At 39.0% G+C, this 21,271-nt stretch carries 23 protein-coding genes, 1 other RNA gene and 2 riboswitches; of the genes, 16 read left to right on the top strand and 8 right to left on the bottom strand.

Annotation, left to right across the window (positions count from 1 at the left end; genetic code table 11):
• Window positions 1-54: 54 nt before the first annotated feature.
• Window positions 55-153: riboswitch (TPP riboswitch) on the bottom strand.
• Between the two features lie 226 nt (window positions 154-379).
• The 3 genes from AC1VNJ_RS16885 to AC1VNJ_RS16875 all read left to right on the top strand — a co-directional run bounded on the left by AC1VNJ_RS16885 (window position 380) and on the right by AC1VNJ_RS16875 (window position 3,121).
• Entirely contained in the window at window positions 380-1,126 is a 747-nt protein-coding gene (locus tag AC1VNJ_RS16885; protein ID WP_482641099.1) for a TspO/MBR family protein, read from the top strand.
• Window positions 1,127-1,427: 301 nt separating this feature from the next.
• On the top strand, window positions 1,428-1,610 hold the full coding sequence (locus tag AC1VNJ_RS16880; RefSeq protein ID WP_013056847.1) for a hypothetical protein: 183 nt from the start codon (window positions 1,428-1,430) through the stop codon (window positions 1,608-1,610).
• Window positions 1,611-1,786: 176 nt separating this feature from the next.
• On the top strand, window positions 1,787-3,121 hold the full coding sequence (locus tag AC1VNJ_RS16875) for a sodium-dependent transporter (RefSeq protein WP_028413519.1): 1,335 nt from the start codon (window positions 1,787-1,789) through the stop codon (window positions 3,119-3,121).
• A 29-nt stretch (window positions 3,122-3,150) separates the two neighbouring features.
• Here the strand turns inward: AC1VNJ_RS16875 and AC1VNJ_RS16870 are convergent, their stop codons facing one another.
• The gene (locus AC1VNJ_RS16870) at window positions 3,151-3,726 is read right to left on the bottom strand and encodes a cell wall hydrolase (RefSeq protein WP_028408694.1); all 576 of its coding nucleotides are present in this window, start codon (window positions 3,724-3,726) and stop codon (window positions 3,151-3,153) included.
• A gap of 250 nt (window positions 3,727-3,976) precedes the next feature.
• On the opposite strand from AC1VNJ_RS16870, the gene AC1VNJ_RS16865 reads away from it, so the two are divergent.
• The 5 genes from AC1VNJ_RS16865 (at window position 3,977) to AC1VNJ_RS16845 (ending at window position 8,868) form a co-directional block, all read left to right on the top strand.
• Complete coding sequence (locus AC1VNJ_RS16865) at window positions 3,977-5,008, top strand: LacI family DNA-binding transcriptional regulator (RefSeq protein WP_482641098.1); 1,032 nt, start codon at window positions 3,977-3,979, stop codon at window positions 5,006-5,008.
• Between the two features lie 89 nt (window positions 5,009-5,097).
• Window positions 5,098-5,823 carry a ThuA domain-containing protein gene (locus tag AC1VNJ_RS16860; protein ID WP_028413517.1) on the top strand — a complete coding sequence of 242 codons (726 nt, stop codon included), beginning with the start codon at window positions 5,098-5,100 and terminating at the stop codon, window positions 5,821-5,823.
• 32 nt (window positions 5,824-5,855) lie between these two features.
• Window positions 5,856-6,881 (top strand): Gfo/Idh/MocA family protein, encoded by a 1,026-nt coding sequence (locus tag AC1VNJ_RS16855; protein ID WP_033578851.1) that lies wholly within the window; start codon window positions 5,856-5,858, stop codon window positions 6,879-6,881.
• Window positions 6,882-6,893: 12 nt separating this feature from the next.
• Window positions 6,894-7,898 (top strand): Gfo/Idh/MocA family protein, encoded by a 1,005-nt coding sequence (locus tag AC1VNJ_RS16850; protein ID WP_165635970.1) that lies wholly within the window; start codon window positions 6,894-6,896, stop codon window positions 7,896-7,898.
• Between the two features lies 1 nt (window position 7,899).
• Entirely contained in the window at window positions 7,900-8,868 is a 969-nt protein-coding gene (locus tag AC1VNJ_RS16845; RefSeq protein WP_165635971.1) for a sugar phosphate isomerase/epimerase family protein, read from the top strand.
• A gap of 67 nt (window positions 8,869-8,935) precedes the next feature.
• Here the strand turns inward: AC1VNJ_RS16845 and AC1VNJ_RS16840 are convergent, their stop codons facing one another.
• On the bottom strand, window positions 8,936-9,544 hold the full coding sequence (locus AC1VNJ_RS16840; RefSeq protein ID WP_115653758.1) for a DNA-3-methyladenine glycosylase: 609 nt from the start codon (window positions 9,542-9,544) through the stop codon (window positions 8,936-8,938).
• Window positions 9,545-10,007: 463 nt separating this feature from the next.
• Between AC1VNJ_RS16840 and AC1VNJ_RS16835 the strand changes: the two genes are divergently transcribed.
• The gene (locus AC1VNJ_RS16835) at window positions 10,008-11,507 is read left to right on the top strand and encodes a UDP-N-acetylmuramoyl-L-alanyl-D-glutamate--2,6-diaminopimelate ligase (protein ID WP_482641097.1); all 1,500 of its coding nucleotides are present in this window, start codon (window positions 10,008-10,010) and stop codon (window positions 11,505-11,507) included.
• 93 nt (window positions 11,508-11,600) lie between these two features.
• Here AC1VNJ_RS16835 and AC1VNJ_RS16830 read toward each other — a convergent pair whose 3' ends face one another.
• Window positions 11,601-12,107: a hypothetical protein gene (locus AC1VNJ_RS16830; RefSeq protein WP_013082979.1), complete on the bottom strand. Its 507-nt coding sequence runs from the start codon at window positions 12,105-12,107 to the stop codon at window positions 11,601-11,603.
• Between the two features lie 173 nt (window positions 12,108-12,280).
• Between AC1VNJ_RS16830 and AC1VNJ_RS16825 the strand changes: the two genes are divergently transcribed.
• The 5 genes from AC1VNJ_RS16825 to thiE all read left to right on the top strand — a co-directional run bounded on the left by AC1VNJ_RS16825 (window position 12,281) and on the right by thiE (window position 16,756).
• Window positions 12,281-12,742: a GNAT family N-acetyltransferase gene (locus AC1VNJ_RS16825; RefSeq protein WP_223546665.1), complete on the top strand. Its 462-nt coding sequence runs from the start codon at window positions 12,281-12,283 to the stop codon at window positions 12,740-12,742.
• Window positions 12,743-13,003: 261 nt separating this feature from the next.
• The gene (locus AC1VNJ_RS16820; protein ID WP_028413510.1) at window positions 13,004-13,603 is read left to right on the top strand and encodes a TetR/AcrR family transcriptional regulator; all 600 of its coding nucleotides are present in this window, start codon (window positions 13,004-13,006) and stop codon (window positions 13,601-13,603) included.
• A gap of 96 nt (window positions 13,604-13,699) precedes the next feature.
• Window positions 13,700-14,917 (top strand): MFS transporter, encoded by a 1,218-nt coding sequence (locus AC1VNJ_RS16815; RefSeq protein WP_028413509.1) that lies wholly within the window; start codon window positions 13,700-13,702, stop codon window positions 14,915-14,917.
• A 191-nt stretch (window positions 14,918-15,108) separates the two neighbouring features.
• A riboswitch (TPP riboswitch) is annotated at window positions 15,109-15,217 on the top strand.
• A 74-nt stretch (window positions 15,218-15,291) separates the two neighbouring features.
• The gene (thiM, locus tag AC1VNJ_RS16810) at window positions 15,292-16,098 is read left to right on the top strand and encodes a hydroxyethylthiazole kinase (protein ID WP_014460290.1); all 807 of its coding nucleotides are present in this window, start codon (window positions 15,292-15,294) and stop codon (window positions 16,096-16,098) included.
• A gap of 13 nt (window positions 16,099-16,111) precedes the next feature.
• Window positions 16,112-16,756: a thiamine phosphate synthase gene (thiE, locus tag AC1VNJ_RS16805; protein ID WP_482641096.1), complete on the top strand. Its 645-nt coding sequence runs from the start codon at window positions 16,112-16,114 to the stop codon at window positions 16,754-16,756.
• A gap of 28 nt (window positions 16,757-16,784) precedes the next feature.
• Here thiE and AC1VNJ_RS16800 read toward each other — a convergent pair whose 3' ends face one another.
• The 3 genes from AC1VNJ_RS16800 to AC1VNJ_RS16790 form a co-directional block, all read right to left on the bottom strand.
• Window positions 16,785-17,213, bottom strand: a complete 429-nt coding sequence (locus AC1VNJ_RS16800) for a pyridoxamine 5'-phosphate oxidase family protein (RefSeq protein ID WP_013082985.1) — start codon at window positions 17,211-17,213, stop codon at window positions 16,785-16,787.
• A 146-nt stretch (window positions 17,214-17,359) separates the two neighbouring features.
• A non-coding RNA gene (gene ssrS, locus AC1VNJ_RS16795) (6S RNA) lies at window positions 17,360-17,537 on the bottom strand.
• Between the two features lie 109 nt (window positions 17,538-17,646).
• Window positions 17,647-18,267, bottom strand: a complete 621-nt coding sequence (locus AC1VNJ_RS16790) for a hypothetical protein (RefSeq protein ID WP_182420651.1) — start codon at window positions 18,265-18,267, stop codon at window positions 17,647-17,649.
• A 153-nt stretch (window positions 18,268-18,420) separates the two neighbouring features.
• Here AC1VNJ_RS16790 and AC1VNJ_RS16785 point away from each other — a divergent pair, with 153 nt between their 5' ends.
• Window positions 18,421-18,873, top strand: coding sequence for a helix-turn-helix transcriptional regulator (locus AC1VNJ_RS16785; RefSeq protein ID WP_014460286.1), 453 nt, complete (start codon window positions 18,421-18,423; stop codon window positions 18,871-18,873).
• A 27-nt stretch (window positions 18,874-18,900) separates the two neighbouring features.
• Here the strand turns inward: AC1VNJ_RS16785 and AC1VNJ_RS16780 are convergent, their stop codons facing one another.
• Complete coding sequence (locus AC1VNJ_RS16780; protein ID WP_165635974.1) at window positions 18,901-20,091, bottom strand: anti-sigma factor; 1,191 nt, start codon at window positions 20,089-20,091, stop codon at window positions 18,901-18,903.
• Window positions 20,088-20,582, bottom strand: a complete 495-nt coding sequence (locus tag AC1VNJ_RS16775) for an RNA polymerase sigma factor (RefSeq protein WP_013056868.1) — start codon at window positions 20,580-20,582, stop codon at window positions 20,088-20,090. Before AC1VNJ_RS16775 ends, AC1VNJ_RS16780 begins: the two co-directional genes overlap by 4 nt.
• A 421-nt stretch (window positions 20,583-21,003) precedes the next feature.
• Here AC1VNJ_RS16775 and AC1VNJ_RS16770 point away from each other — a divergent pair, with 421 nt between their 5' ends.
• Window positions 21,004-21,234: a YkvS family protein gene (locus tag AC1VNJ_RS16770; RefSeq protein ID WP_013056869.1), complete on the top strand. Its 231-nt coding sequence runs from the start codon at window positions 21,004-21,006 to the stop codon at window positions 21,232-21,234.
• The last annotated feature ends 37 nt before the right edge of the window (window positions 21,235-21,271 follow it).

The raw sequence follows: 21,271 nt of genomic DNA, 5'->3' as shown, positions 1-21,271 counted from the left end.
TAAAGGAAATAAAAAACACTCCGTTTATAAACGGAGTGGCAAAGGACAGTACAAAACTGAACATTGCCACTTTCCTACGCTGGTATGAGCCAGATCAGGTTCAAAGGGATCAAGAAAACTTGTCTCAGCCGGTCGGCACCCCTAGTGGACTTCCTATTAGTCTATGTTTAACTTACCATATATTCTGAAAAATAGAAAGCGTTACGGAAAATTGTTCCCTAACGGTTTTTATCTCTTAAAGAGGTAGCTTCTTGAAGCTATTTTTAATCATTTTTGTTTAAAAATGCATATTTTTAGGGAAGAAGAGGTATTAATGAAGGGAAGAGCCGTTTTCGTCTCCGAAACATTCCCATATAAATAGAAGAAAGGAGAGAACAAAATGGCAAAATTTCGTTTGTATGCTGTATTAAATACAGTAGGCTTGGCTATTACACTTCTTGTGAATTATTTAGCAAATGCGATTCCAATAGGAGGCAAAACAACGGCAGAGGCTTCTGCGCAAGTTCCTACGTTGTTTACACCAGCCGGTTATGCCTTTGCTATCTGGGGCGTTATTTATTTGTTATTAACCATTTGGGTTATACGCCAATTTTTTGCAAGAGAAGATCAAAAGGAAATATATGCACGTATCGGCATTTGGTTTTTTCTAAACTGTTTGTTAAATAGTGCGTGGATCTTTATTTTCCAAAACGATTACTATAAGTTATCCCTTTTAGTTATGCTCTTTATTTTAGGCACATTAATGATTGTATATTCCATTATTCAGCATTCTCGGATGACGACATGGTTTATGCGTCTGCCGATTTCGCTTTATCTTGGATGGATTTCTGTTGCGACTATTGTTAATGTATTTGTCGTATTTCAAGCAAATGGAATACCGCACTTGCTTGGCCTAAATGAGTTAGCATGGACGATTATTATGCTGCTGGTAGGGGCTGCGCTGGGCATTATGTTTACATTAAAAAACCGAGACGCTGTTTATCCGCTTGTTTTTATTTGGGCTTATATTGCCATTGCGGTGAAACAAAGTGGAAATCAGCCAATTGTCATTACTGTTATCATCTCGATTGTTTTATTAGCAATTGCTATTATTGTGGGACTGATTAAACGCTATAGACGTTTTTAAAAAGAAGCTCTAGCTTTTGTAAGCTAGAGCTTTTTATGATGCTCTTTTGATTGTAAAAAAGCAGCTGTAAAAGCAATTAAGCTAATTAAAATACCAAAAGGAACAACAATTGGTACGAATGATAAAATAAATGTCATAAGCGTAACCTCCATGTTGCATCGGTGCATAATGAAAAATTCAACTTTTTAAATTGAAGTTCCGCTATTATAGTATGCTAGGCATTATGTTTGGAGCCTATATGTTTAGAAATAAACGAAAAAGGCAACATACGTTACATATAGTTTATATAGGAGGAGTTAAAATGGAAACATATTTAGTGGCTTACACAGATAAAGACGATATGGAATATAAACAAGTGACGTGCGAGAGTTATGAAGATGCAGAGCGTACAGTTCTTCGTTTAGAGAGAGAAGGGCATATGCATATTGAAGAAATATCAAATCAAGAAGCCTACCGTGGAGACGAATCATCGTACAGAGAATAATTTTTGAATAGAAACATCAAACTCAAAATGAAGAGGCAGCTGCTTCTTCATTTTTTCTATTCTATATAGATATCGTTTTATAGAAAAAAGTAAAACGGGAATGATTTTCTTCTGCATTTATGGTACAGTACTAATCAGGTGAGTTTTGAGTTTAGAAGAGGAGAGAGTAACATTATATGAGTAAAGGAAATCAGTGGTCTTCACGCCTCGGTTTTATTTTAGCATCTGCTGGGGCAGCAATTGGTCTAGGAGCGATATGGAAATTTCCATACGTAACCGGAACCAGTGGCGGTGGAGCATTTTTTGCGTTGTTTATTTTATTTACAATTTTTATTGGATTGCCGCTTCTGTTGGCAGAATTTATCATTGGAAGACATACGGGAAAAGAAGCGATTAGTGCTTATAAAGCAATTGCTCCAAAGTCCGCTTGGGTATGGATTGGCAGGCTGGGAGTACTCAGCTGTGTCGTTTTGCTTTCCTTTTACAGCGTCGTTGGCGGCTGGGTGATTTTATATACGATTATGAGCGTAACCGGTATGCTAAGCGGAAAAGAGTACGGTCCGTTGTTCAATGCCGTCATTAGCCAACCTTATGTGGTATTAGGTGCACAGGCGCTGTTTTTATTAATTACAGTGTTTGTTATTTCAAAAGGCGTACAAAAAGGCATAGAGCGTGCTAATAAATACATGATGCCGCTGTTATTTATCTGTTTTATTATCATTGTGGTTCGCTCTTTAACATTAGACGGAGCTATGGACGGAGTAAAGTTCTTTTTAAAACCGGATTTTTCAGCCATTACAGGGTCATCTGTTCTCTATGCGCTCGGTCAGTCGTTTTTCTCGCTTTGCGTAGGATTATCCTGCATGGTGACATATAGCTCTTATTTAGGGAAAAAAGTAAGCTTGACGCGTTCAGCTGGCACCATTGCTATTTTGAACTTGTTTGTTTCGCTGCTTGCAGGCTTGGCTATTTTTCCAGCTGTTTTTTCATTCGGATTAAAGCCAACCGAAGGACCTGGACTTTTGTTTGTGGTCTTGCCAACAGTATTTGAGAAAATGCCGTTTGGCACCGTCTTTTTAGCACTGTTTTTAATTTTATTTCTATTTGCTACGCTTACGTCTGCTTTTTCACTGCTGGAAATTATCGTAGCTGCTTTAACCAAAGACGATCAGACAAAACGAACTCGCTACGCTTCTTTAGCAGGGATTCTTGTGTTTGTAGTAGGTATCCCATCAGCGCTTTCGTTTGGTGTACTAAAACATGTCTCACTTTTTGGCAGAAGTATATTTGACGTAGCTGACTTTTTTGTGAGCAATTTAATGCTGCCTCTTGGAAGTTTAGCCATTGCAATTTTTGTGACATTTAAAATGAAAAAAGAAGCCGTGTATGAAGAGTTTATTTCAGGAAGTACAAAAGGCGCTAAATTATTCAACGCATGGTTCTTTCTAGTTAAATATGTATTACCTATTATTATTATAGCTGTTCTGTTAAGCTTACTTGTTGCATATTAAAAAAAGCACTCATCTGAGTGCTTTTTTGTTTATTTTGCAAAAACGTGATTTCCGATTGTAATCGTAACCTGTTTTTGACGAAGCCATTGATCGCTTGTTTTATCTGGGTTAAAGAAGAATAACGAACCTTTTCCTTGACCTCTAAACGCTAGTGCTTCATTTACAGCTTTTTTTGCTTCAGCATCCGCTGCTTTATTAATTTCACCGTTTTGTACAGGTGTAAACTGTGTACCTTGATAAATGACATCATGAATAGAGTTTGGGAAAGAATCGCTATCTACGCGGTTTAAAACGACTGTTGCTACAGCCACTTTGCCAGCGTAAGGTTCACCTTTTGCTTCAGCTTGTACAAGGCGAGCTAACAATTCTTTATCGCTTTCGCTAATAGAGTTAGGGATTGTTAATGTTTCATTTGCATTAATAGAGTCGGTAGATTTGTGATTCGCTTCTTTTAACTGTTTAACCGTAACGCCGTATTCAGCGCCAATCTTGTAAAGAGTCTCTCCGGCTTTTACGCGATGGGTTGTTTCAGCGGCATTTGCCCCGTGACTCATGCCGAACATAGGAACTGCTAGCGCTCCAATAATTGCTAGTTTCTTAAACATAAAGTAAGTACCTCCTGAAATCCTTTTGAACGCCCCTTTTATCACGGATCGGTGCGTGCTGTGCACCGAACTTTATATGTACGTTTCAAAGATTAACAGGTGTCAATACATCTTGTCACTGCTTAAAACATACCAATCTAGGAAGATATTATAATAGTTAACAGATAATTTGAAAAATACGTTGACTGATAATAAAGGAGTGAATTATAATGAACGAGTAAATAGTTAACCGTTTAACTGGAGAGATTTTATGGGAGAAAAGATAACGATTCGTGATGTAGCAAAGCATGCAGGGGTGTCTGCAGCTTCAGTATCTTACGTCTTAAACGGAATTAACAAAGTATCCGATGAAACAAAAGAGCGAATTTTAACAGCGGTAAAAGAATTAAACTACGAACCAAATTTAACCGCCGTTAGTCTTTCGAAACAAAAGTCAAATATGATTGGCGTGATGTTCCCGCTTACAGATGATTCACTTTCTACTATATTTAAAGATAACCATTATTACAGTGAAATGATTAGTGGAATTGAATATGTAATCCGTAAGCATGGTTATGATCTAGTCATATCTGGAGTGAGTAGCCCAGCTGATTGCCTAAAATGGATTCGAACGAGAAATGTTGATGGTCTTCTGTTTTTAGGAGCCTTCCCGCATCGATTGTATGAGAAAATGAAAGCGTTATCGAATCCGATTGTGCTAGTTGATACATACGAAAGGTACGAACGTGATTATCATCATATTTCGGTAGACGATGAGTATGGAGGATATCTCGCTACAACACATTTAGTGAGTTTGGGGCATAAAGAAATTGCCTTTGTTGCTCATCACCTCGTCAATAGTCCAGTGGATAAAAAGAGGTATATAGGCTACGAGAAAGCATTAAAAGAAGCGGGCATTACACCATCAAAGACGTTTGTTTTTGAAGTGAACGAAAGTTCCTTTGATAACGGTTACAATTTAGGGAGCAAGCTGCTGCAAGAGCATAAGGATATTCGGGCGGTTTTTGCATCCTCTGATACGCTGGCGCTTGGAATTATGAAAGCACTGCAAGAAAAGGGGAAAAGAATTCCGCAAGACTATTCAATCGTAGGGTTTGACGACATTACGTTTAGCAGCTATTCATCTCCAAGTCTAACAACCATTCGTCAAGATGTATTTAACAAAGGAGTCGTCGCCGCGACGTCTGTTATTCAAGCAATCGAACACCGTTTCAGCACGCTGCAGCATGTAAAATTATCGGTTGAACTTGTTATTCGAGATTCGACTGCTAAGCGCGAGTGAACCACAGTAAGTTAACCGGTTAACCAAAGTTTAGCATTGATAAAAAAAGGGGATATAAGTTAGCATTCACAAAAAAAGGGGATATGAAAATGATTAATGTTACAGTATGGAACGAAAATCGTCATGAACAGAAAAATCCGGTTGTAAGAGAAATTTACTCTGAAGGCATTCACGGTGCCATCGCTTCTTTTTTAGAAGAAGGAGGGTTTCGTACACACACCGCAACATTAGACGAAGTAGAACACGGGTTGACTGAAGAAGTATTAAATCAAACGGATGTTTTAGTATGGTGGGGTCATTTAGCACATGACGAAGTGAAAGATGACATCGTTGAGAAAGTAAAGCAGCGCGTGCTAGACGGTATGGGGCTTATTGTTTTACACTCAGGTCACTTTTCTAAAATTTTTAAAACGTTAATGGGCACAAGCTGCGACTTAAAATGGCGTGAAGCAGATGAAAAAGAGCGCTTGTGGGTAGTAGAACCGAGCCATCCGATTGTGGAAGGTATTGGTGAATTTATCGAGCTTGAGCGCGAAGAAATGTACGGAGAGCACTTTGATATTCCAGCACCTGATGAACTGATTTTCACGAGCTGGTTTGAAGGCGGAGAAATTTTCAGAAGCGGCTGCACGTACAAACGCGGAAACGGAAAAGTATTTTATTTCAGACCTGGACATGAAACATATCCAACATACCATAACAAAGACATTCAGCGTGTCATTATGAATGCTATTAAATGGGCGAAGCCGGCAGAGAGAAAACGTCCTGTTTACGGCAATGCGCAACCGCTTGAATCAATCGCTGTTAAAAACTAATGAATAATGCTTAAGCAAAGGGGATAGGAAAGATGGCAAAAGTAAAAATTGGCGTTATTGGGTGCGGAAGCATTGCGCAACACCGTCACTTACCAGAATATAAGATGAATGAACAAGTAGAATTAGTAGCCGTTTGCGATATAAACACAGAACGTGCAAACAGCGTAGCACAGCAGTACGGTGTAAAAGCGTACACAAACTATGAAGAACTTTTAGCAAGCGGTACAGTGGAAGCAGTGAGCGTATGTACGCCCAATTATCTTCATGCGCCTATTTCGGTTGCAGCGTTAAACAGCGGAGTTCATGTTCTGTGTGAAAAGCCGATGGCAACATCAGAAGAAGAAGCGAAAGCGATGATTGAAGCAGCAAAAACAAACGGTAAAAAACTAATGATCGGACATAATCAGCGCTTTGTAGCTTCTCATCAAAAAGCTCGTGAACTTATTGAAAAAGGGGAAATCGGTAAAATTTATAGTTTCCGTACGGCTTTTGGCCACGGTGGTCCTGAAGGCTGGAGCGTGGACGGAAAAGAAAGCTGGTTCTTCAAAAAAGACGAAGCGTTTATTGGTGCTATGGGGGATTTAGGCGTTCATAAAACCGATATGCTCCGCTACATATTAAATGAAGAAATTGTAGAAGTCGGTGCATTCGTGGAAAGCAATGCAAAAGACTTTGCAAATGTAGACGACAATGCTGTGTGCGTATTAAAAACGGAAAGCGGGATTATCGGGACGCTTGCGGCAAGCTGGGCTTACAATGGAAAAGAAGATAACTCCACGATTGTTTACGGCGAGAAAGGGATTCTTCGTTTAGAGGACGATCCGACGTATTCATTAGTTGCACAATATGCAACGGGTGAAGTGGTGAACTATGAATTAGGAAAAATCCAGTCGAACGATGAAGGCGGACAAAGTAATTCTCACGTCATTGAACAATTTGTAGATGCAGTTGCAGAAGATAAAGAATCTCCGGTTCCTGGTGAAGAAGGATTAAAATCACTTGCTGTTATTTTAGCAGCTTTAAAATCAAGTCAAACGAAACAAATTACGCGCGTGTAAGAGGTGAAAAACGTGAGAATTGGCATAATCGGAGCAGGAGGGATTGCTGTAAGCAGGCATATCCCAGCATTCAAACAACTGGGTGATGAATGTGTGATTTGGGGGCTTAGCGATATTAATAGTGAAAGAGCCACAGAGGTAGCCAATGAACATAATATCCCTCACGTATTTGTTGATTACAAAGATATGTTTAAAGAAGTGGATGCTGTATGTATTTGTACACCGAATAAATTTCACGCCGAGTTTGCAGTAGAAGCGCTAAAAGCAGGCGTTCACGTTCTATGTGAAAAGCCGATGGCGATGTCTAAAGAGCAAGGTGAAGAAATGCTTGCTGCTGCTAGAGAATCGGGTAAGCAGTTAGCGATTGCGTATCACTACCGATTCATGAAAGAAGCGCAGGCTGCGAAAAAAATGATGACAGAGGTAGGGCGTCCATTAGTTGCACGTGTCAGAGCAATGCGTCGCCGTAAGGTTCCCGGTTGGGGAGTATTCACGAACAAAGATCTTCAAGGAGGAGGCAGCTTAATTGATTACGGCTGCCATTTGCTTGATTTAACGCTTTGGCTAATGGGAAACCCAAAGCATACTGAAGTACTGGGAAGTACATATAATGACCTGAGTAAAACGCCTAACCAATTAAATCAATGGGGAGCATTTGATCATGAAACATTCGGTGTGGATGATCATGTAACGGCCTATATTAAATTTGAAAATGGAGCGTCGCTTCTTTTAGAAACTTCTTGGGCTGCTAATATCGAAGATGATGAAGAGCACGTAAGCATATCAGGGGTAGAGGGCGGTTTAAGCGTGTTTCCGTTTGAACTATACACGTCCAAAAACGGTATGCTTATGAACAGTACTTCATCTTGGATAGATGGAGAAGATGATTACAGCTTAAGTCAGGCTAAAAATTTCGTTGAAGCGTGTAAAGGAAATGCTGAATTAGTAGTAAAGCCACAAGAAGCGCTTCAAGTCTCAGCTATTATTGATGAAATATATCGCACAGGGGGAAATTAAAATGAAACTTGGAGTATTTACGGTCTTATTTGCGGATCTTTCTTTTGAAGAGATGTTAGATAAAGTAAAATCAGCAGGTCTTCATGCTGTTGAAATCGGAACGGGAGGTTATCCGGGAAACAGCCATTGTCCGCTAGATGAGCTGCTTGAAGATGAAGAAAAAAGAGAAGCATATATGAAGCAGATAAAAGACCGCGGACTTACAATCAGCGCATTTAGCTGCCACGGCAATCCTATTTCACCTGAGGCAAGTTTTGCAAAAGAATCTGACGAAACGCTTCGCAAGACCATCCAACTAGCATCATTAGTAGATGTTCCAGTGGTTAACTGCTTTTCTGGAACAGCAGGAGATCACGAAGAAGCGAAGTACCCAAACTGGCCTGTTACTCCTTGGCCTAACGAGTATGGAGACGTATTGAATTGGCAGTGGGAAAATAAGCTTGTTCCTTATTGGAAAGAAATTGGAGAACTAGCGGAGGAGCATAACGTAAAAATTGGTTTAGAACTTCACGGTGGATTTTTAGTTCATACTCCGTATACGCTCCTAAAGCTTCGCGAAAAAACAAGTCCAGCGATTGGCGCTAACCTTGATCCAAGTCATTTATGGTGGCAAGGAATTGATCCGGTAGGAGCTATTAAAATTTTAGCAAAAGAAAATGCGATTCATCATTTCCATGCAAAGGATACGTACTTGGACCAGGATAATATTAACATGTATGGACTGACGGATATGCAGCCATACGGAGAAGTCCAAACGCGTGCATGGACGTTTAGATCCGTAGGATGCGGACATGATGTAAAAGAGTGGTCTGATATGATGAGTGCCCTTCGCACATACGGATACGATTATGTAGTCAGCATTGAGCATGAAGATCCAATCATGTCGATTGAAGAAGGATTTAAACGCGCGGTTACAAACTTACAAAGTGTATTAATTGAAGAAACTCCGTCACAAATGTGGTGGGCGTAAGCAAAAAGAAGCATCTCTAAAAAGAGGTGCTTCTTTTATTTTCGATGATAAATTATTTGCCTTTTGTTCACCTGAATTTCGATACAAACGGGTGATTGGTAACCCAAAAGCGCCAAGGGTAATCCTTCGCTTCACCAGAATTATCAATGCCAACGCGAGGTCCGGCGGAAATCGCTGAAGGAGTGAAGCCACGAGCAATATAAAGAGGAGGGGTGGTTAAATCATGACCGTACAAATCCATTGAAACCCCTAGTGCTTTTGTTAGTTTCCCAGGACCGTTTGTCCAATTTATTTCATTTTCCATCCCTCGACGTCTAGTTTTCATCAAATCTTTTCCGCTAAATGGCTCAATAGCTCGAATGAGGACGCCTTCTGGACAATCGATGTCGCTGCTTACAACATTGAGTAAACAATGTGTATGCATTGTATGCGTATAGGCATGACCAGGAGGACCGAACATTACCTCTGTTCTTTTTGTGCGCCGGTTATTAAAGCTATGAGCTGCTCGGTCGAAAGGTCCTTTATAAGCCTCGGTTTCTACAATAAAACCAGATGCAGTTCCTTCTGGCGTTTCATGAATAAGAAGACACCCTAACAGCGACTGAGCTAGTTCAAGCGTAGGCTGTTGATAAACCGAAAGAGGAAGTGGTTCAATCGCTAAAAGAGAACGCGTCATTTGCTGTAGTCCATCCTTTCAAAGCAGAGTTGTTCACGCTGTTATGCGCATCTTTTATTATGATGTTTTCTTTATGATTTTGCAAAGGGAGGGACTGGTTAATACAAGTAATCTTTCTTCCCCCCTTTTCAAGTATTTATCATGATTCAACTTACTCTATGAAATCATTTTATTTTAAAGAATGGTTTCGTTTTGCGCGTGTAGGGGAAATATTTTACTACAATACTTTGCTTTTGCTGTTGGTATGATATACACATTTCATCCATATTTTACATGCTTTTAGTTTTAAAAAATAGTGATCCGTCTTTTCTTTATTTTCGTTCTACACATGAAAGCAAAATAAAAAGATTGAATTGTAGAAAGTTCTTTATAAATGGAGATAAAGAAAAAATATCCTTCAAAGAGTATTTAAGGGATTTTAGAACATATTAAAAATAAAATTTATACACTGTGAGGAATAGCTATGAACATCCACTTTGATACATTAACGAATTTATCAATTAAACATATTTTTGGGCCTGCATCTCAAACAATCACCCATCTCACATATCATTCAAAACAAGTTCACGACGGATCCGTATTTTTTAGTATAAAAGGTGAAAATGAAGATGGACATCAATATATTAAAGAAGCTATAGCTAGAGGAGCCGTAGCAGTATTTGGGACAAGCGTTGAGCAGCTTCGTCTTTTAAGCACTCAGTATGCTCACTGTACGTTTTTAGCTGTTGACGACGTTCGCAAAGTAATGGCGTCTTTTTCTAAAATGTATTTTGATTATACGGATGAAAAAATTGAGACAATTGGCGTTACAGGTACAAATGGCAAAACAACCGTAGCAGCTTACGTAAGGTCGCTTTTAACTCTTTTAAAATTGCCGACAGGGTCGATTGGAACGACCGGCATTTGGTCATCAAAGCAAAAGTTAGTTTATAAAAAAAGTACGCCTACAACGCCGGAGTCGGTAGACTTGCATAAAATTTTTTATGATTTGTATACAAGAGGCGATGAAGCGGCAGTGATGGAAGTATCTTCAATTGCGATAGATCAGCAGCGAGTAGAAAATATTTATTTTGATGTAGCCATTCACACAAACTTATCGGAAGAGCATTTAGAGTATCATAAAACGTTTGAGCACTATAAAAAATGCAAGATGAAATTATTTCAACAGGCCAAACATGCCGTTATTAATATAGATGATCAGGACATGGGTAAAGACTTAAGCAGGGTATTTGAAGGACCTAAAGTCACGTATAGTTTATTAAATAATGCGGAAGCAACTCTGCAAGCAAAAAACATTATTGTCAAAGAAGGAGGCTCTTTCTTTGATTTACTTTATAAAGGACAGTCATACAAAGTAGCAGTGCCTGTATATGGCGATTACAACATTGCCAACGTGCTAGCGGCCATTGGTACAGCTCTTCACTTTGAATACCACATTGAAGATATTATTAGCGTACTTCCTAAATTGGAAAGTCCAGAAGGGCGATTTCAGGTGATAGAAGGTCCAAATAACCAAAAAGTGATCTTAGACTATGCCCATACGCCTGTTGCTCTTACTCGTTTGGTAGAAGAAGTAAAAAAAATGGAGTACAACCAGCTGATTGTCATGATTGCAGGGATCGGCATTCGAGATTTTAACAAAATGCCTAAAATGGCGCGCACCATTGAAGGAAAAGCTGATGAAATTATCGTAACGGTTGATCATCCAGGTCATCATGATCCGAATGTAATCGTAGATCAAGTGATGACAGGTTTTTCGAATCCGAGCGCAAGCAATATTCACCGCGCCCCTACTCGAACGGAAGGCGTATTAAAGTCGCTTTCTTTAGGAAAGCCGAATGATATTATTTTACTTACAAGCGGCTGTATTAACGGCGCTCAGCTTGTAAAAGGAAAGGAAATTCCGCATTCAGACGAAGAAATTATTGCCTCTTATTATGCGTCTTTAAGCAATATTTCTTAACACTCATCTTTATTTATTGAACGTAGAAAAAGTGAAACACCATACGAAAGAAGGTCTCTTACTATTTTTAGAGACCTTCTTTTTGCATCAAAACTATAGGCTGTTTTCGCGCTGTGTTTTTGGTTCTTCAATTTTTACATCATGTTCTTTAGCCAGCTTTTTAATAGCTGCATTGTAATCGCGTATACCTTTTCGTGCTTCATCAAGCATAGCGTTTGCCTCAGCAATAAGGTTGCGGTCCTGCTTTTCCAAAGCACTGACAATTTTAATAAAAGCATTATACTGGGTATTGGCAGCCTTTATATAGCCTTCATGAACCTTTCGAAGATCGTCGGTTTCTACATCGATGTTTTCCAGTTCGTCAACAAATTTACGATAGGTAGGAATGACTTCACTCGTCATCGTATCGTACATAACAGCGTCACTTGTGTAGTTAGCGCCTGTAACGGAATCGTATGCGTCAATCGCCTCTTTTTCAAGCTGAGCCGCTTTCTTTAAATCTTGATTGTTATAATCGATTAAATCATCTTGAACAGGATCACTAAAGCAGGCGGATAATAAAAACAAAAGAGGGACAAGACAAAATAAAACTTTCTTCAACGAATTTCACCTCCGTTTAACAATGTATGAAACATCTGCTTGGCAAAGTCTGTTTTAATAACTGGAGAAAAAGAAGGGAGTGTATAAAAGGATTTTTAAAGGTCGACAGTGAATGTATTCATAAGTTGGTTTGTAGTTGACCACCCTTTAGTAGCAGGAAGGAAGAGAAGATGATTAAAATAAAAAGAGACCACTTAACGAACAATGAAGTTATTGAGCTAGTAAGTTCTCACCTTCAAGGAATGAACTTACATTCCCCCCCTGAAAGTATTCATGCTCTAGATATTGAAAGTTTAAAACAACGTCATATTACGTTTTGGAGCGTGTGGGAAGGAAGTCAGCTAGCAGGGTGCGGAGCTGTAAAAGAGTTAGATGAGCACCACGGAGAAATTAAATCGATGCGAACAGCTACCGCTCATTTGCGGAAAGGAATTGCTAGAGAGCTGCTGCAGTACATAATAAATGAAGCGCAAAAACGAGGGTACCGACGCTTAAGCTTAGAAACAGGATCCGCACCTGCTTTTGAACCGGCTAGAAAGCTATACGCCAGTTTTGGATTTTACGAGTGCGAACCGTTTTCTACCTACAAAGAAGATCCATACAGTGTGTTTATGACAAAGAAATTGAATGAGTAAAAGACAGGAAAGAAGGCGCAGATGATTTGTTTATTTGTATGCAAACTGTGCGCGCAAGCAGCTGTCATTTATCCTGTTAGCAAGTAAGCTTTTTAGGCAAAGCCTTTTTAGGAGGCTTTGTTTTGGTCATGATTCATATAAAAAGGTATAAACTAGGTTTTCTCACTAGACAAAAAGGTTTTTCCTATGTAGTATAGGTGTCAGATAATACAAAACGAATGTTCAGTATAAATAATAAATGTACGGGGCGGTGGAAATAGCTTGAATAAAAAAAAGCTTCAAAGTGAACAAACCAAAAGAAAAGTGGCAGATGCCGCTAAAGCATTGTTTTCTCAAAAAGGCTATAAAGCTACATCTATTGAGGAAATTGTAGAAGCTACGGGAAGCAGTAAAGGGAATATTTATTATCACTTTAAAAGTAAAGAAGGGCTTTTTCTTTATTTAATAGACGAATGGGATCTTGAGTGGGAACGAAACTGGAAAGAAAGAGAGTCTCTTTACAAAACAACAAGAGATAAGCTTTTTGGAATAGCGGAGCAAATCATTTTAGATGATTTGAATCATCCTCTTACGAAAGCTGCGGATGAGTTTTTTAACAACGAGGAGAAGGGCAGCGACATCGAAGAGCGAATTGATGAGATGGTGAAACGACACGTGGAGTTTAACCGGGAACTTTTGCAACAGGGCATCGATGAAGGCGAGTTTTCTCATAAAAATGCAGAGCAACTTGCAGTAATTTTAGAAGGGTTGTTTGTTGGAATGAGCCGCATGTCTCGAAAAACGAGTACGGAAAATGCCCTGCAGCTTTACCATTCAGCAATCGATGTATTTTTAAACGGAATTATAGCAAGGTCTTCTTAAATAAGCGGGGATGCTTATTGCGGCAATGAGTAATCCCTCATTATTTTGTATTTTTATAGACCGAACGTTCAGTATTTTTGTAATCAGGAGGTTTATATGTCATTATTGTTAAGAAATCGGGCGGCGATTTTGCTGCTCATGCTAAATATTTTTATTATCTTTACGGGAATCGGTCTCGTTATTCCAATTATGCCAACCTATATGACGGAGCTTCATATCAACGGCAGCGTGATGGGGCTTTTAGTAGCCGTGTTTTCACTAACTCAATTTCTGTTTTCGCCTTTAGCGGGGCGATTATCCGATTCGTTAGGGAGAAAGAAAATTATTGTAGCGGGAATGATTGTTTTTGCCCTGTCTGAATGGTTCTTTGGTTCAGTGAGTACACCTCTTTTATTATTTGTATCCAGAATGCTAGGTGGGGTCGGAGCCGCGCTTATTATGCCTGCTGTTATGGCCTATACAGCGGACGTGACGTCTGCTAAAGAACGCGCTAAAGGAATGGGCTATGTGACGGCAGCGATTACAACAGGATTTATTATCGGGCCCGGTATTGGAGGCTTTTTAGCTGAATACGGCATGCGCGTGCCATTTTACATGGCCGCAGTAGCAGGAGGCTTGGCTGCAGTGATTACGCTTTTTGTTTTGCCGGAGTCTCGTCCTGTACAAGGTCATGCTGTTTCAAACAATGAGAATCCAAAAGAAGATCGGCTGCTGCTGCAGCTTATGAATTCCTACAAAGAACCTTATTTTTTAAGTTTAATTATCGTTTTTGTGACATCGTTTGGATTATCCAATTATGAAACGATCTTTTCACTATTTGTTGATCATAAATTTAGCTTTACGCCAAAAGATATTGCGTTTGTTATTACGTTTGGCTCTATTGCAGGGGCTGTTGTGCAGGTTACGATTTTTGGCTGGATTTTAAATAAGTTCGGTGAAAAAAGAGTGATTTCGTTTTGCTTGATGATGACGGGACTTTTTATTTTACTTACGCTATTTGTGCACACGTACTGGCTTATTATTGTTGTAACATTTATCGTCTTTTTAGCAACAGATATTTTACGTCCGGCAATCAGCACGCAAATGTCGATGATGGCACAAGACGACCAAGGGTATGTAGCCGGACTAAATTCTGCTTATACAAGTCTTGGGAATATTATTGGACCCGTTGTCGCAGGCTTTCTCTTTGATATAAACATTAATTATCCGTACGTATCAGCTGCACTTGTACTGCTGCTTTGTTTTCTTTTATCTTTAAGAGCAGGGAAGGATCGAAAAACAGCTGTGAGAAATCAAGCGATTCAAGAGAAATAACGAGAAGGAAAAATGATAGAATTTTTAGGGGATAGAAGACCTCCAGTAGCTTACTGGAGGTCTTTTAATGATGCTTTTAGTAAAGCTGTAAGATTTACAACACCACTCAGCCTATAGCGAAGCTTTATTTTATCGGCAAAACAGTGAAATGGTTGCAAATAAAAAGGGTTAATAGTAAACTTTAAACGTAACAAGAATAGTATGGGAGCTTGCGCGGGGCAGGCTGAGAGTACAGGGGCGCCTGTTGACCATTTGAACCTGTTGGATAATGCCAGCGCAGGGAATGTGAGTACATACCAAAGCACTTTGCGCATGCAAGGTGCTTTTTTGTCTTTTTTTGCAGTGTTAAAACTAAATGAAAAGAGTGAGAGAACATGGATATTAGTAAAATTTCAGCTCAATTAGAAAAAGTAAGAGACTTAAGTCCGCTTATTCATAATATTACGAATGTTGTGGTAACCAATTTTACAGCAAATGGACTGCTTGCCCTAGGAGCGTCACCTGTTATGGCTTATGCGAAGGAAGAAGTGGCTGATATGGCTCGAATCGCCGGAGCGCTTGTCTTAAATATGGGTACACTGACGGCTCAAGAAGTAGAAGCAATGAGAATAGCAGGAAAATCAGCAAATGAAAACGGCGTGCCGGTTATTTTCGATCCTGTAGGAGCCGGAGCGACACCGTTTCGTACAGAAGTAGCACGTCAGCTTGTAGAAGAATTAAATATTGCAGTTATTCGTGGTAACGCTGCTGAAGTTGCGAATGTAGTAGGCGAGTCATGGCTCATTAAAGGCGTTGATTCATTAGAAGGGCAAGGAGACGTCATTGAACTTGCTGAGAAAGCGGCGAACAAATTAGATACAGTGATTGTTATTACGGGTAAACAAGATGTGATCACCGATGGAAACACAACGTATACAGTAGACAACGGTCACCCGTTATTTACGAAAGTGACGGGGACTGGATGTCTGTTGACATCAATTATAGGAGCTTTCGCTGCTGTAGAAAAAGAATATGTCGAGGCAAGCGTTGCTGCTTTAAGTTTTTACGGAGTGGCAGGTGAAATCGCCGCAGCGAAAAAAGGTGAAGAAGGGCCGGGAAGCTTTCAAATTGAGCTCTTAAACCAGCTTCATCTTTTATCTGGGCAGGATATTGAATCATATGCAAGAGTACATCAACGTTAAAAGGAGCCGGAAAATGACAAACGAAGAAATCAAAAAGCTGCTGAAAGTTTATTTTATAATGGGCAGCAATAACTGTACAAAAGATCCGAAAGAAGTGTTGAAAGAAGCAATTGAAGGCGGCGTTACCGTGTTTCAATTTCGTGAAAAAGGCGAGGGTGCCCTAAAAGGAGAAGCGAAATATCAGCTGGCGAAAGAACTTCAGCAAATTTGTCAGCAGCACAGCGTTCCTTTTGTTGTGAATGATGATCTTGACTTAGCGATCCGCTTACAAGCAGATGGCGTTCATATTGGACAAGAAGATGAAAAAGCTCATATTGTTCGAGAAAAAATAGGAAAAGGAATTGTGGGCGTCTCTGTTCATAATGTACAAGAGCTGCAGCAAGCGATAAAAGACGGGGCGGATTATGTAGGAATGGGACCCGTTTTTCCTACTTCTACAAAAAAAGACGCAAAAGCAGTGCAAGGTACAAAATTAATTGAAGAAGTGCGAAACCAGAATATTGACTTTCCAATTGTAGGAATCGGTGGCATCACGCCTGAAAATGCCAAACAAGTAGTAGAAGCAGGTGCAGATGGCGTTTCTATTATTACCGCGATTAGCTTAGCAGCGTCTCCAAAAGAAAAAGCAGCTCAATTGAAAGAAGCGGTAGGAAAATAAAAAAAGCGCACAGTGTGCGCTTTTTTTATTATAGCTGAACAGTTTGGGGAGTTTCTTCGCCTTCATTCATAAAGCGAATTTCGTTTGGCGTAATTTCAAGAACAACATACTCAGGGTCATTTGGACCGTCAAACCATTCTTTCATGTGATCGTTCCATATACGTCCTTTTAGTTGATCACCGGTACGAAGAACAGCTGTCCCAGATAATTCTAAGTATTGATCGCCATATCCTTCGCCACTGTAGCCCAATAGTACGTGCACGTTCGGATTGGCTTCGATTTCTTCTGCCTTATGTGTATTGATATTTGTTGGTGTGTAAAGAGCGATACCATCTTCATCGCTGAAAAATGTCATATAGCGAGAGTGGGGTTTGTTGTTTACAACTGTGGCTAATGTTCCTACACGATTTCCTTCTAATACTTCATTTACTTTTTTAGCAATTTTTTGTTCATTCATTTTATCCATCTCCTTTATTACTTTTTATGTTCCTCAATCGAAGATAAATAAAACATACATGTCTAAAAAAAATATAAGTTAACAATAAAATAATTATGTAAACTAATAAATTAAAAAATAAAAAAGCTAGCTACAGCTAACTAAAAAATAAGCCCGCACTGCCGTAACCCTAAGTGTCTTAAATACCCAGATCTACTAGGTGGGTGCCCTCATAGCCGGGTTTAGCGTCCCAAGAAGGGCGTGCTATCTGCAGCTAAATTTTGAGCTCCCTTTTAACACTCAAAGGTTTAAGACAACATGAGTATACGCACAGCGCAGGTATGTATAACAAATGTAAATAAAATGCCGATATATAAATGTTTTCTAATTAATCAACTTTCATCGTACAAGAAATGATTATAACGGAATAATGAATGGAACGCAAGACTTTTATTTAAAGTTTTTCTTCTCTAATATTTTGGCGGTTATGCAGTAACAAAATAAAAAAAGGGCCCGCAACTGGAATGAAACATAAGAGAAGGTAAGGTCGGGATGCTATCCTTTCTTTTGTCATAACGGAATAAGAAAGCCACGTTAAAACAAAAAAATCAGCGGTCATCACGCTAACAAGCTGTGACTGCATAAAAGCATCTCCATAAGCTCTTATTGAACCTATGGATAGTCCGTATACGTAACCTGCAATCGTGAGCGCTAAGCATAGTCCAATCCATAGACGAGAAGAAATGATGGCAATGAAACGTGAAGAAATACGCGAACGTGTTCGAACTTTTTGTCCTTTCCAATGATAATAGAACAAAAGAGAAAAAGCTCCAAGCCCAAATGATAGAAGAGAAAATGGCCATCCAGGCAGTTTGTACGTATCTTTTTTACAAATCATTACCAGGAACAATATTGGGAAAAGTCCTAAAAAAGAGAATACCATAACCACGAGCGGATCTACCTGTTGAAAATTTCCTGTGATAAGATTTTTAAACAGCAAATCATTAGCGGCGCTTGCTCCCGGAGCTAGCAGCAAGGCGTATAGTACAAGCATAGCCCATACAATGATATACATATTCTCAACTCCTTTTAATTGTTTTAGTATACAAAAACAATTTTAGTATATTTCCCCGTCTTGTGATGAAGGGAAACGCTTGAAACTCTTCTTTAATTAGGTGTAATATTACACTAAAGACATGTGCGTGTATAGAAAGAAAGGGCTGTAAAAATGAATAAACAAGAAGTGATTAAATCAGTATCGGATAAAATACGATTAATTCGTTTAGAAAGAAACTATTCACAAGATAGAATGGCTGAAGTCATTGGTATTTCCAAAAAAACATTGGTTCAAATTGAAAAAGGGCGCACGGAAGCAGGGTGGACGACTACTGTTGCAGTATGCGGTTTGTTTGGTGACAGTGAAATCCTTCAATCGGTTTTAGGAGACGTCCCCTTAGAAGTAGTAGAAATCATTGCTCATAACGGCGTATCTTCTCCAAAAGATAAAACGCTCGGAGGAAGAGTATGGTGGAAAGAGATTCAAAAAGAAGGTTCTTTTCGTCTGCAGCAAAATATGATTAGTCAGCACTATCGTATTTTAGATGACCAAGACTATCGATGGTTTAGTTCATTTGATAAAAGCGAAGCTGTAGAAAGATTTGAAGAATTAACAAAGAAATAAAAACAAGCACTTGCTTTCAAGTGCTTGTTACTGATTCATTAACGTGCCGGATGAAGGACGGTTGAACCAATTCCATAGCTCTACATCTCCAAGTGACGCATAGGTGATAGACGGATCATTTTTTAATTTCAGAAGCTTTTTGGTAGGTCCTGTAATCACAACGCCGTACACACCGACTCCATGTTTTTTTACATAAGAATATCGCTGCTTTAGCAACAAATCGGAATGGTCTAGCTGACGAACTTTTTGGACCGTTTCTTCATTATCGGCTAATAGTTTCATCATACCTAAAACGTTCGACTTGCTAGTAGAGTGCGTTTGATTTTCTTTGTGCTCGTAAGGCAAGTCTAAAAACTCTGGAAAGCCAAATGTTGATGTTAAGTCAATTAATGGCTCATCTTTTGTGCTTGTTTTTTGTTCGTTCCCTGTATTAAGCGCGTACCAAGAGGTAGAAAAATCACGGCTGTCGATGGCGTTCATTTTTTGCTGAACTTCTTTTAGCGAATACGTATCATCAAAAGAAATAGCCACTTCACTTACCGTTCCTTTAGGTAGGTTTTCTAATGCATTCCATGTTTCATTCGTCCATTCCTTATACTCTTTTGCATGTAGCTTTAGTTTTTTTGGATCAGGATAGACAAAGGAAAGGTTAAGATCGTATTTACCGCCGGAAAATTCTTTTTCTACACCGCTCGTTTTATCAAACAGCTGATGAAATGTAAACGTCCCAATGGCCTGCTCTTCACGTCCAATTTGCTTATAAGCTTCCATTTGCGACTGCATTCGGAAAAAGGACTGTGTATCAGAAGTGGTTTCACGTATATGAACGTTCGGAAAAGCAGATTCGATAGCCGCTTGATTGACGCTGTTTATGTATTCGGTTTTTGATTGATGATAATATACAATGGATAAAAAGCTGCCGATAATCCATAGCAGAACCACAGAGCTAATGACAGTTGTCACATTTGAAAGGCGCTGCTTCCATTTGGCGATATAAATGGACTTTTTAACTTTTTTATTATCCAACATCGTATCGTCACTTAGTGAAGTAGTTGATGGAGTGGGCGATAACGGTTCATCTTCGATTAGCAAGTGCTCTAAATGAGCTGAGCATGCTTCACAATTTTCTGTATGTTGTTCAAGTGTTTCTGCTTCTTTGTCTGTCAAAGTGCCGTTTTTATATTTTTCCCATTGATGCTTCATATCTTGACAGCTCATCCGTCCTCTTCCTTTCTTTTTTTCAATTGTTGACGACCACGATACAAGTCCATTTTCACTTTTGACAGAGTAAAGCCAGTCATTTCTGCAATCTCTTCATATGTGAAGCCATGATAATCTCGTAACAGTACAATATTCTGCTTAGCCGGAGGCAAAGCAGATACATCAGAAAGCCAGCCGTCGATTTCACTTTGAATCATCACTTGTTCTTCAGCACTTGGCTGAGGAGTAAAGTGCCATTCTTCTATTTCGACAGTAGGGCGTTTTTTTTCTTTTCGATACCAGTCAATAAAGGCGTGATAAGCAATTTTGAACAGCCAAGGCTTTACTTCCTCGCCTTTATACGTTTCTAAGTGTAAAAGTGCCCGGTAAAAGGTCTCCTGCATTAAATCTTCCGCTGATTCTTTCCTGCGAGTAAGAGAGAGAAGATAGCGCAGCAAATCATGCATGTGCTGTTTATAAATGTGTTCAAAGTTATGCTGTTGTGCCATTTTCTCCCCCTTTCATTTAATCAACGCAATTTGTGGATAAAAGTTTCGGTTTTTTTATCAAAAATCGTATGTAATAGATAAAACATGCTTAAAATACGATATATAGCTTATCATACTAAAAAGAAAATCATATGAAATTCGACATAATTCCGTGTAATTTGTCATTTTTTTAAAAAACTAAAGGGTAATTGGTGTTCGAAGGAAACAGAAAATGTTATGATAGAACAAGGATGTGCTCTTACAAAAAACAGCTACATACATAATAAAAAATACAGCGTTTGTTTGCAGAATGAAAATGGACAAACATATGGTGTTTAACCATGGATGTTTGTGGGAAAATAAACTAAGTATTTTCAACAAAAAGTAAATTAAATTGTGTTTTCACTTATAAAAAACACGGTAAATTGGAAAAGGTGGGGTCATGATGGACGTAGAAAATACACAAGGTACAGAAGAACAAGCACCTAAAGTCAAGGCAGCTAAAGTTGGCGATACGATTCAGCCTAAAAAAGGCGACTATAAAGGATTTAAAGGAATTGTTATGGTAGTGCGAGACAATTCGGTTATCGTAGATTTTGGAAAAGATGCTGAAACAGGCGAATCCATGAAAACAGTCGTTAATCATAAAAACTATAAAATCGTAAAAAAGTAGGTGAATAACCTACTTTTTTTTACTGAATATATGTTTA

This window comes from Priestia sp. 3CA3 (assembly GCF_056836725.1).
Note: the sequence above shows the minus strand (reverse complement) of the source record. Positions and strands in the feature narration are given on the sequence as shown.

Bases quoted from the DNA above. Each gene is read 5' to 3' on its own strand.
- AC1VNJ_RS16870 (WP_028408694.1), bottom strand. From the start codon at position 3,726: ATGTTTAAGAAACTAGCAATTATTGGAGCGCTAGCAGTTCCTATGTTC.
- AC1VNJ_RS16775 (WP_013056868.1), bottom strand. From the start codon at position 20,582: ATGGCACAACAGCATAACTTTGAACACATTTATAAACAGCACATGCAT.
- AC1VNJ_RS16800 (WP_013082985.1), bottom strand. From the start codon at position 17,213: ATGAATGAACAAAAAATTGCTAAAAAAGTAAATGAAGTATTAGAAGGA.
- AC1VNJ_RS16770 (WP_013056869.1), top strand. From the start codon at position 21,004: ATGATGGACGTAGAAAATACACAAGGTACAGAAGAACAAGCACCTAAA.
- AC1VNJ_RS16865 (WP_482641098.1), top strand. From the start codon at position 3,977: ATGGGAGAAAAGATAACGATTCGTGATGTAGCAAAGCATGCAGGGGTG.
- AC1VNJ_RS16780 (WP_165635974.1), bottom strand. From the start codon at position 20,091: ATGAGCTGTCAAGATATGAAGCATCAATGGGAAAAATATAAAAACGGC.
- AC1VNJ_RS16885 (WP_482641099.1), top strand. From the start codon at position 380: ATGGCAAAATTTCGTTTGTATGCTGTATTAAATACAGTAGGCTTGGCT.
- AC1VNJ_RS16880 (WP_013056847.1), top strand. From the start codon at position 1,428: ATGGAAACATATTTAGTGGCTTACACAGATAAAGACGATATGGAATAT.
- AC1VNJ_RS16790 (WP_182420651.1), bottom strand. From the start codon at position 18,267: ATGTATATCATTGTATGGGCTATGCTTGTACTATACGCCTTGCTGCTA.
- AC1VNJ_RS16815 (WP_028413509.1), top strand. From the start codon at position 13,700: ATGTCATTATTGTTAAGAAATCGGGCGGCGATTTTGCTGCTCATGCTA.
- AC1VNJ_RS16840 (WP_115653758.1), bottom strand. From the start codon at position 9,544: ATGACGCGTTCTCTTTTAGCGATTGAACCACTTCCTCTTTCGGTTTAT.
- AC1VNJ_RS16875 (WP_028413519.1), top strand. From the start codon at position 1,787: ATGAGTAAAGGAAATCAGTGGTCTTCACGCCTCGGTTTTATTTTAGCA.
- AC1VNJ_RS16845 (WP_165635971.1), top strand. From the start codon at position 7,900: ATGAAACTTGGAGTATTTACGGTCTTATTTGCGGATCTTTCTTTTGAA.
- AC1VNJ_RS16860 (WP_028413517.1), top strand. From the start codon at position 5,098: ATGATTAATGTTACAGTATGGAACGAAAATCGTCATGAACAGAAAAAT.
- thiE (WP_482641096.1), top strand. From the start codon at position 16,112: ATGACAAACGAAGAAATCAAAAAGCTGCTGAAAGTTTATTTTATAATG.
- thiM (WP_014460290.1), top strand. From the start codon at position 15,292: ATGGATATTAGTAAAATTTCAGCTCAATTAGAAAAAGTAAGAGACTTA.
- AC1VNJ_RS16855 (WP_033578851.1), top strand. From the start codon at position 5,856: ATGGCAAAAGTAAAAATTGGCGTTATTGGGTGCGGAAGCATTGCGCAA.
- AC1VNJ_RS16785 (WP_014460286.1), top strand. From the start codon at position 18,421: ATGAATAAACAAGAAGTGATTAAATCAGTATCGGATAAAATACGATTA.
- AC1VNJ_RS16835 (WP_482641097.1), top strand. From the start codon at position 10,008: ATGAACATCCACTTTGATACATTAACGAATTTATCAATTAAACATATT.